The organism is Bradyrhizobium sp. P5_C11_2 (assembly GCF_054049755.1).
Genome location: NZ_JBFULT010000785.1, coordinates 1 through 2,691 on the forward strand (window position 1 = coordinate 1; position 2,691 = coordinate 2,691).

The window sequence follows — 2,691 nt, forward strand, 5'->3', positions numbered from 1 at the left end:
TTATGACGCGAGACTTCGTTCCGTTCCCGCCGGAATCGCGGTTGCGCCTTGTCATCGGGGTGGCGGGTGTGTGGAGAGATTTTGGATGGGGCAGGGGATAAGTGGCTCATTCCCTGACCTTTCGTGAGGAAAAATTCAGCATTTAGGAGAGGTTGAGCGCTTATGACACCCATCATCGCTGCGTGCGGCGTCAGCGACTGGGAAAAAATGGCAAAGCTGAGGCCGTCAAGGGCACATCTAGTTAGAATGACTCTTACCCCCGTAATACACTCAACGCCGTTTGGGGTTCTGGGTGCGTATTGGGAGGTCAATCATGGCAAGTGTTGAACAATTGCGCAGACGAGATGGAGTGAACCTGGTTCAGCTCGAGGCGGACATTGCGTCGGTACGCTCGGGAAGCTCGATCGCTTCCATTGCTCTACCCGATTATGTCGAGCACACCGAGGGGGTGACGCGCGTCGGCGCGCTCAGTGCAGAGGCGGTCGTTCGCGACTATGAGTCCGCGGCCAAAGAGATCGAGGCCATGGGCAGCGAGTTGATCGACGCCGCGCGGAAATGCGAGGCGCTGACGGTCCAGGTGCATGATGCGATTGCCTACATGCGCGAAACCGCGGCGGGGTATCGTGAAGAGGGACGGAAGATCTTCAAGCGCATCGAAGAATGCGCGCTGTTCACCGAAGATGTCCGCAAGACATGCGAACAGGTCAAGCGCAGAATGGCGGAGGTCTCGGTCGGCGAGTCTCCCGAGCCGGAACTTGCGGAGCAAGAGCTGCTCGAGCTGAGCGGCATCGCCGCCAAGGTGACGATCAGCGAGATACGGTGAGGCGGGCGTAGAGCGTCGTTCGCAGGATGGGTTTCGCTCAACCCATCCTGCGAGCTTGCGAGCCCCGTCACTGTTGCGGAGCAGCTGGTGATGGGTCGAGCCCGTAGCCCGGATGGAGCCAGCGGGTCGGCGCGAAGCGCCGCCCGATGACAGGCTCCGCGCAATCCRGGAATTGCGCGGCGGGCACCTGTCCCGGATTACGCTTCGCTCCATCCGGGCTACGCTCGCTCTTGGCTTCGGCGGACAAGCTGCACCACCATTCACCCAGCCATGAAGCGGGCCGTTCCCGAGACCCGGATCGAGCTGCCTTTGGTCGCGCCGATCTCCGCGCGGATCAGCGACCGCGCGCCCATGTCCTCGCCCTGGACGATGTCGATGGCGCCGCCATGCGGCCAGCCGATGTCGCGCAAGTAGCCCGCAAACGCCGCGGCGGCGGCGCCCGTTGCGGGATCCTCGACGACCCCTCCGGCGGCAAACGCGTTGCGGACATGGAACAGTCGCGGCGTCTCCACGGTCACGAGCGCGACGGTGACCAGCCCCGCCTTGTCCATCAGCGCGCGTCCGCGTTCGAAGTCATAGGCCATGCGCGCGAGCGCCTCGCGCGACGTCAGCGCAAGCACGGCATGATCGGCTCCGCCGTGAATGTTCGCCGGCGGTATTTTCGGGTCGAGATCGGAGGTTGCGTAGCCGAACAGGTCGAGCAGCGCATCCCGCAGCACCGGCTCGAGTGGCGCGCTGCGCGTCGGCGGCGATTGCAGTGCCGCCGCGATGGTGTTGCCGTCGCGGCGACCCGAAACGGAAATGACGGCGTCGTTCAGACGCAGCTCGAAGCTGCGGTCGCCGTGCTGGTGCGCAAGCGCCGCGCCGAGGGCGATGGTTGCGTGTCCGCAGAACGGCACTTCCATCGCGGGCGAGAAGTACCGGACGCGCCAGGCGCCGCCGTCGGGCGCCGCAAAGGCCGTCTCGGAGAAGCCGACCTCCGCCGCGATCGCCTGCATCTGCGGCGCATCCGGCAAGGTGTCGCCGATCCAGACGCCGGCGGGATTGCCGCCTGTGTTGCCGTCCGAGAAGGCGGCGATGCGGAGCACGGTCGTCATGGATTTGATCCTGGTTGTTGGCGAATTAGCTTGCCTTGCTTCGAGTCCTTTTGCACTCTCTTCGCAAGGAGACCGATGCATGAAGAAAATGACCGCCGCGTGCGCGCTCGGAACGGCTCTGGTGCTGTGTAGCCTTGCAACGTCCGGTGCTGAAGCCCGGGCGCGGAAGGCGCAAGTCGTTCGTGAACCACAGCAAAGGCTCATTGTCACGGCGCCCGTGCTCAGGCCGACACCGTGGGATTACTATGTTATTCCACGATATCGTTATCGCCCTGAAGACGACCGGGTCGATCCGTACGCCCCGCCGCCGGTGTCGTCATGGGTGCGCTATGAGGGATGGCGGTGGCCGTATTGGTGGTGAAGGCCACTGACGGACGCGGCATTGAATAAAGCGTAGGGTGGGTTAGCCGAAGGCGTAACCCACCACTGTGTGTCTCCGCGGAAGCAGAAGAGGTGGGTTACGCCTTGCGGGGCTGCGCTTCGCGCATCCGCAAGGCTAACCCACCCTACGAGTAATTGCAGTCATCCGCCGCTAGCCGCAGTTCGTAGCCCGGATGGAGCGCAGCGCAATCCGGGACCAGCGCAGCTCGGCGCAAAGACCCCGGATTTCGCGGAGCCTGTCATCGGGCGGCGCTTCGCGCCGACCCGTTGGCTCCATCCGGGCTACGGTCCTCAATCGCCGTCATCTGCCGCCAGGCGCAGAAACTGCCGCTTCATCGCGTTGACCCTGGCGACATAGCTCGCGACAAGGTGATCGCCGCAGCGCTCGCT

The 2,691-nt window shown here is 64.0% G+C and carries 3 protein-coding genes and 1 pseudogene; 2 read left to right on the forward strand and 2 right to left on the reverse strand.

Annotation, left to right across the window (positions count from 1 at the left end):
- The first annotated feature begins 313 nt into the window (after positions 1 to 313).
- On the forward strand, positions 314 to 823 hold the full coding sequence (locus ACXJL8_RS38485) for a hypothetical protein (protein ID WP_456624333.1): 510 nt from the start codon (positions 314 to 316) through the stop codon (positions 821 to 823).
- A gap of 260 nt (positions 824 to 1,083) precedes the next feature.
- On the opposite strand, the gene ACXJL8_RS38490 is transcribed toward ACXJL8_RS38485, so the two are convergent.
- Positions 1,084 to 1,920 carry a PhzF family phenazine biosynthesis protein gene (locus ACXJL8_RS38490; RefSeq protein ID WP_456624332.1) on the reverse strand — a complete coding sequence of 279 codons (837 nt, stop codon included), beginning with the start codon at positions 1,918 to 1,920 and terminating at the stop codon, positions 1,084 to 1,086.
- Between the two features lie 79 nt (positions 1,921 to 1,999).
- Here ACXJL8_RS38490 and ACXJL8_RS38495 point away from each other — a divergent pair, with 79 nt between their 5' ends.
- A complete protein-coding gene (locus ACXJL8_RS38495) occupies positions 2,000 to 2,281 on the forward strand; it encodes a hypothetical protein (protein WP_456624331.1) in 282 nt (93 codons plus the stop codon).
- Positions 2,282 to 2,592: 311 nt separating this feature from the next.
- Here ACXJL8_RS38495 and ACXJL8_RS38500 read toward each other — a convergent pair.
- Positions 2,593 to 2,691, reverse strand: a pseudogene (locus ACXJL8_RS38500) (lytic transglycosylase domain-containing protein); the annotation flags it as partial.